The sequence below is a fragment of the Consotaella aegiceratis genome, from assembly GCF_036541425.1.
GTDB classification, from domain to species: domain Bacteria; phylum Pseudomonadota; class Alphaproteobacteria; order Rhizobiales; family Rhizobiaceae; genus Consotaella; species Consotaella aegiceratis.
The window spans coordinates 82450-88763 of record NZ_JAZHFT010000020.1 but is presented as its reverse complement, the minus strand read 5'-3'; the positions used below and the strand labels follow the sequence as shown (position 1 = coordinate 88763).

Here is a 6314-nt window from a genome sequence, read left to right as displayed (position 1 = left end):
GCGCGACAGACCGCCCTCCAGCACCGCCGAAACCACCCGAGCTCGCAAATCCATCGAATAGGGTCGCGCCATCCGTGCTGGCCTCCAACTCCAGCCCGTATGGTGAATCACATTTCCAGCCCCCAGGGAATCCCAGCCCGATTCCGCCTATAGCCATCCCGCTCTAGTTCAATCGGCGCGGCGTGTCATCTCCGAGCGCGCCAGCTCAGAAATCGATTCAAGGGCATCACAGCCCAATTCACCAATTCGACCATAATGGTTGAAGCCGTTGATGGATTTTCGTCAACCACCAACGGGGCTTAGTCGACCCAGCCCTTCAGTTCCCGGCGCACCATTGCCTCGATCACGTCCATGCCGCCGTCGGAATCATTGAGACAGGGGATATGGGAGAAATGCTCGCCACCGTTGTGATGGAAGATCTCAGCGTTCTGGCCGGCGATTTCTTCCAGGGTCTCCAGGCAGTCCGACACGAAGCCCGGGTTGAAGACCGCGAGGCGCTTGACGCCCTCCTTCGCCAGGGCCTCGACCGTCTTGTCGGTATAGGGTTGCAGCCATTCCTCCGGCCCGAAGCGGGACTGGAAGGTGGTGAGCAGTCGGCCCTCGGGCCAGCCCAGGCGCTCGTTCAACAGGCGCGAGGTCTTCTGACAATGGCAGTGATAGGGATCGCCCTTGCGAAAATAGCTCTGCGGGATGCCGTGATAGGAGGCGATCACCTTTTCCGGCTCGAAGTCGAGGTTCGCCAGATGCGTCTCGATCGAACGCGCTAGGGCATCGATATAGACCGGTTCGTCATGATAGGGCGGCACGGTGCGCGCGGCCGGCATCCAGCGCTTCGACATCAGATGGGCGAAGAACACGTCGTTGACGGTCGCCGTGGTCGAGGCCGAGTATTGCGGATAGAGAGGAAAGCACAGGATGCGGTCGCAGCCTCGAGCGATGAGCGCGTCGACGCGCTCGCTGACCGGCGGCTTGCCGTAGCGCATGGCCCAGTCGACCGCGATCTCGGCATGGCCGGCCAGCCGCTCGGCCAGCTTTTCGCCCTGCGATCGGGTGAAGGTACGAAGCGGCGACTCGTTGCGCTCCTTGTTCCAGATCAGATCGTAGGCCGCGCCGGACTTCTTCGGCCGGGTGTTGAGCACGATGCCATGCAGGATCGGATACCAGACGGCGCGCGGCCACTCGATGACCCGGCGGTCGGACAGGAATTCGCGCAGATAGCGGCGCATCGGGGCATAGTCGGTGCCGTCCGGCGTGCCGAGATTGACCAGGAGGACGCCCACCTTCGGCTGTTGCACGGCCGGATGGCCTTGCGGCAAGGGGCCGATTGCGCGTTCGGCCACCGTCTTGGTCTGTGCAGTCATATCGAATCCCTGGAATCGTCGTCCACCGGCACTGCGCCGGGCGCCGCGTGGTTCTTTGCCGCTCGCCGGGCCTCACAAGACCGGTCATAGCTGCGGCTCGGTACCATCCGAGCCTACCCATCGGCGGGTGCGCCGCGACCGTCAGGCAGTTTCAGGCCGCGGCGCCGCCGCTACCGCCGACCACCGTGACGGATCATATCCTAACCAGGCCGAATGAAGCGCCGGTCGAGGCTGCGCAACTCATTCGATCACCCCGCTGATTACAGTTCGCGGCGATCTGCTCTCCTGTAGAAGGACGCGTATAATCGATCCTGACTTGGCCGGGGCCGATGATGCGATAGGTTCCCTCCGCCAGCAGTGCACCGGTTCTATCCTCCACGGAGGTAAAGCGTCCGCCGCCGAAGTTTGCGGTATAGGCCACGGCGCCGCCGGTGGCGGCCCAGCGGCCCTCCACGCCTTGCGGGCGAGGCGCGATGGTGGCGTCGATGACCCGCGGCTGGGACATCTGGCACCCGGCGATCAGGACGCCAAGAGGGAGAACGAGGGCGAGGGGAAGAAGACGCATGGCGGAACTCCGGTGGGACCAGTCGAATCTATAGCGCTTTTTATCTGTGTGCTGAACCTCGCATGTCACGGGCGCATGATGTCTCACACCCGTCGGTCGAGCGCCGGAACCACCGAATGAATCGAGCCGATGCTCTCGATCGACCGGATGCGGCAGTCGCTGGTGAAGGTGAACCACCACATCGTGGTGCCGGTGACCAGCGAGCCGTCGCGCTCGTCCCGTTTGGTCCAGTCACAGCGGCTGGCGGCCTCGTCCTGCTCGATGATGCTGCCGCGCAATTCGTAGGAAATATAATTCGCCCTGCGAAGTAATTCGTCCAAAAACGACTTGGCTTCCTCTTCACCGCTAAATCGGTACTCGCCCTCCATCCGAGCGAACCACGGGGCATCGATTAGGCTGGCATTACTACGACTTGTGAACACGGCGCCCGGGGCGAAATGCCGCGAAAGCGACATCCCCTTGCCTGCCAGGACGGCATCCAGAACTTCCTTTAAGATAGCTCGTTTCTTTGCAGTCTCGTCTTCTATGATCTCGCTCATCCTGACCTCGTCGCGAGCCGCGTTTGCGACCCTGGATCAATTCTAGGGGACAACGGCCTGTCGCCAACAGCGAATTGCGCGATTCTTAGTCAGGATGAGCGTCATGCACAGTTTTCGTCAGCGAACAAGGATATTCTTGAACTGCCAAGGATCTTTCTGGTCCAAATCTTCCGGGAAAAGTCCCGGCCGATCCTGGAGCGGCGTCCAATCGGTGAAGTAGCCCTTCACCGGTCCGAGGTAGGGGAGCTGGACCTCGAGGCAGCGCTTGTAGTCGATCTCGTCGGCCTCGACGATGCCGGCTTCCGGGTTCTCCAGCGCCCAGACCATGCCGGCGAGCACCGCCGAGGTGACCTGCAGACCGGTGGCGTTCTGATAGGGCGCGATCCGCTGAGTCTCCTCCAGCGACAGCTGCGAGCCATACCAGTAGGCGTTCTTGTCGTGGCCGTAGAGCAGCACGCCGAGCTCGTCGATGCCGCCGGTCAGTTCGTTCTCGTCCAGAACGTGATGCTCGGCCTGGATCTTGCCGGCCGCGCCGAACAGCTCGTGCAGCGACAGCACTGCGTCGTTGCAGGGATGGTAGGCGTAGTGGCAGGTCGGCCGGTAGGTAACCTCGTCATCCTTGTTCGTCACGGTGAAGAAGTCGGCGATCGAAATCGACTCGTTGTGGGTGACGAGGAATCCGTATTGGGCACCCGGCGTCGGGCACCATGTGCGCACGCGGGTGTTGGCGCCCGGCTGCTCGAGATAGATCGCCGCCTGGCAGCCCTTCTTGTGCGATTTGGCGTTCTTCGGCATCCACTTTTCATGGGTGCCCCAGCCGAGCTCGGCCGGCTGCATGCCCTCCGACAGGAAGCCCTCGACCGACCAGGTGTTCCAGAACGTGCCGAGGGGCTTCGGCTCCTTGGCGGTCTGGGTGTCGCGCTCGGCGATGTGAATGCCCTTGACGCCGGCCTTCTTCATCAGCTTGGCCCAGCCAGCGCGGTCGTCGGCGGCCGGCTCATCGAACTTCAGGCCGATCTCCTTGGCGACATCGACCAGCGCCTGCTTGACGAACCAGGACACCATGCCCGGATTGGCGCCGCAGCACGAGACCGCAGTGGTGCCGCCCGGGTTCTTGCGCTTCTCCTTGCGCGTCATCTCGCGCAGCGCATAGTTGGTGCGGTCGGCATTGGACATCGACTCGTCGAAATAGAAGCCAAGCCAGGGTTCGTTGACGGTGTCGATATAGAGCACGCCGAGCTGCCGGCAGAGCCGCATCAGATCCAGCGACGACGTGTCGACCGACAGGTTGACGCAGAAGCCCTGGCCCTCGCCCTCGGTGAGGAGGGGCGTAAGCAGGCTCTCGTAATTCTTGCGCGTCACGGCTTCCTGGACGAAGCGGATGCCGCGCTCGTCGAGCAGGTTCTTATGCGTGTCGACCGGGTCGACGACAGTGAAGCGCGACTTGTCGTACTCGAAATGGCGCTCGATGAGGGGCAGCGTGCCGCTGCCGATCGAGCCGAAGCCGATCATGACGATCGGGCCGGTGATCTTGCCATGAACCGGGTAGGAATCTTGGGCCATCGGGGGATGTTTCCTTTACTCTCTTCGACGCTCTCGGCGGTGAGCTTGTGCTGGGGAGCGGGCTAGACGAGTTCGCAGCGGAAGGAAAGAGGGCCGGGAGGCGGTGGAACGCACGCCACCGCCTCTCGGCCCTCGAAACAAAGCCGGGTCGCCTCAGCTTCGGGCGTCGGCGGCCTCCAATTCATCGATGAAACCGGCGATGACCGAGAGCCCCTTGCTCCAGAAGGCGGGATCGGCGGCATCCAGGCCGAAAGGCGCGAGCAGCTCCGAATGATGCTTGGTACCGCCGGCCTTCAGCATGTCGAAGTATTTCTGCTGAAAACCCTCGGCCGAGTTCTGATAGACCGCATAGAGGGAGTTCACCAAGCAGTCGCCGAACGCGTAGGCATAGACGTAGAACGGCGAGTGGATGAAGTGGGGGATATAGGTCCAGTAGGTCTCGTACCCCGGCGCGAGGTTGATCGCCGGACCGAGGCTCTCGGCCTGGATCGCCATCCAGATCTCGCCGATCCGCTCGGCGGTGAGCTCGCCGGAGCGCCGTTCCTGGTGGAGCTCGCGCTCGAACCGGTAGAAGGCGATCTGCCGCACCACGGTGTTGATCATGTCCTCGACCTTGGAGGCGAGCAGCGTCCGGCGTTCCAGCGGCGTCCTGGCCTGATCGAGCAGCGAGCGGAAGGTCAGCATCTCGCCGAACACCGAGGCCGTCTCGGCCAAGGTCAGCGGCGTCTGCGACATCAGCGCGCCCTGCGGACCGGCCAGAACCTGGTGAACGCCATGGCCCAGCTCATGAGCCAGCGTCATGACGTCGCGCGGCTTGCCCATGTAGTTGAGCAGCACATACGGATGCACCGAGGGCACCGTGGGATGGGCGAAGGCTCCGGGCGACTTGCCCGGCCGCACCGCCGCGTCGATCCAACTGCGGTCGAAGAAGCGCTCGGCGATGCCGGCCATCTCCGGCGAGAAGCCGGAATAGGCCGACAGCACCGTGGCCCTGGCCTCGTCCCAGGGGATGTCGCGGCGCACCGTCTCGGGTAGCGGCGCGTTGCGGTCCCAATATTCCAGCGCGTCCAGCCCCAGCCATTTCGCCTTCATGGCGTAGTAGCGGTGCGAGATGCGTGGATAGGCCGCCACCACCGCCTCGGTCAGTGCGTCCACCACCGGGCGCTCGACGCGATTGGCTAGGTGGCGCGAGTCGGCGACGTCCTCGAAGCCGCGCCAGCGGTCGGAAATCTCCTTGTCCTTGGCGAGCGTGTTGGTGATCAGCGTGAACGTGCGCAGGTTGGCGCCGAACACCCGAGCCAGTTCCTGGGCCGCCACCCGCCGCCGTTCGCGGTCGGGATCCTGCAGCCGGTCGAGCGTCTGCTCCAGCGTCAGCTCCTCGCCATCGATGGTGAAGCGCAACGCCGTCATGGTCTCGTCGAACAGCCGGTTCCAGGCGCCGGCTCCGGTGATCGACTTCTCGTGGAACAGCTCCTCGACGCGGTCCTCGAGCTGAAAGGGTTTGTCGCGCCTCAGATCGACGATCCACGGCCCGTAGTGGGCCAAATCGCCGTTTTCCCGCATCGCGCGATCGACCGCGGCATCGGCGATGCGGTTGAGCTCCAGCGGAAAGAACAGAAGCCGCGCACTGATGTCGGTGACGTTCGCCTGAATGTCGCCGTAGAACTTGGCGCGCACCGGATCGCTGGTGTCGCCGGAATAGATCAGCCCGGCATAGGAAATCAGCCGACCCAGCCGCTCCTCGATGGCCTCGAAACCGTGGATCGCATCGGCAAGCCGGCCGCCGCCGACCTTTTCCGCCTCGGTCGCGAGATGGCCGCGCCATCGCGTCTGAAAGGCCGAGGCCTCCTCGCTGGCGGTCGCCAGATCGGCCTTCAGCCGAGGGCTGTCCATCGCCGGATAGAGATCGTCGAGATTCCACTCCGGCAGCGGGCCGGACGCCGCGCCTTCCGTTGCGGTCGCCGGAGAATGAAGACGGGTGGAGGGCATGATCTGATGTCTCATCTATCGTGTTCGTTGTGGTCTAACGTGCGGATCTCGACTCGGCACGAATGGTGCTCCGCAAGACACGCCGATTGAGCGAAGAATGCGGCGCCGGGACAAATTATCGACCGTCCGGCACGACGCCGTTCCTCGGACGACGGAGATCAGGCGGCCAACTCCGCAGGTGAAACGACAATCTGGCGCGGCAAAGGCATGAGACCAGACCGAAAGATGCGCAACGGCATTTCTTCTCGTCAAACGTCCCGTTCGGTGCGCGGGCTTCAAAATTCACCTTTTAAGATA

Annotated in this window: 5 protein-coding genes; all 5 read right to left on the bottom strand. The window is 63.4% G+C overall.

Annotated elements, in window-relative coordinates:
• Nucleotides 1-299: 299 nt before the first annotated feature.
• The 5 genes from hemH to SMD10_RS14570 all read right to left on the bottom strand — a co-directional run bounded on the left by hemH (nt 300) and on the right by SMD10_RS14570 (nt 6032).
• Complete coding sequence (hemH, locus tag SMD10_RS14590) at nt 300-1361, bottom strand: ferrochelatase (protein WP_331686436.1); 1062 nt, start codon at nt 1359-1361, stop codon at nt 300-302.
• Between the two features lie 193 nt (nt 1362-1554).
• Nucleotides 1555-1926, bottom strand: a complete 372-nt coding sequence (locus SMD10_RS14585; RefSeq protein WP_331686435.1) for an Omp10 family outer membrane lipoprotein — start codon at nt 1924-1926, stop codon at nt 1555-1557.
• A gap of 83 nt (nt 1927-2009) precedes the next feature.
• Entirely contained in the window at nt 2010-2465 is a 456-nt protein-coding gene (locus SMD10_RS14580) for a nuclear transport factor 2-like protein (protein ID WP_331686434.1), read from the bottom strand.
• A 117-nt stretch (nt 2466-2582) separates the two neighbouring features.
• Nucleotides 2583-4028, bottom strand: coding sequence for a homospermidine synthase (locus SMD10_RS14575; protein WP_331686433.1), 1446 nt, complete (start codon nt 4026-4028; stop codon nt 2583-2585).
• Nucleotides 4029-4181: 153 nt separating this feature from the next.
• Entirely contained in the window at nt 4182-6032 is a 1851-nt protein-coding gene (locus SMD10_RS14570; protein WP_432757247.1) for a M3 family oligoendopeptidase, read from the bottom strand.
• Between the last annotated feature and the right edge of the window lie 282 nt (nt 6033-6314).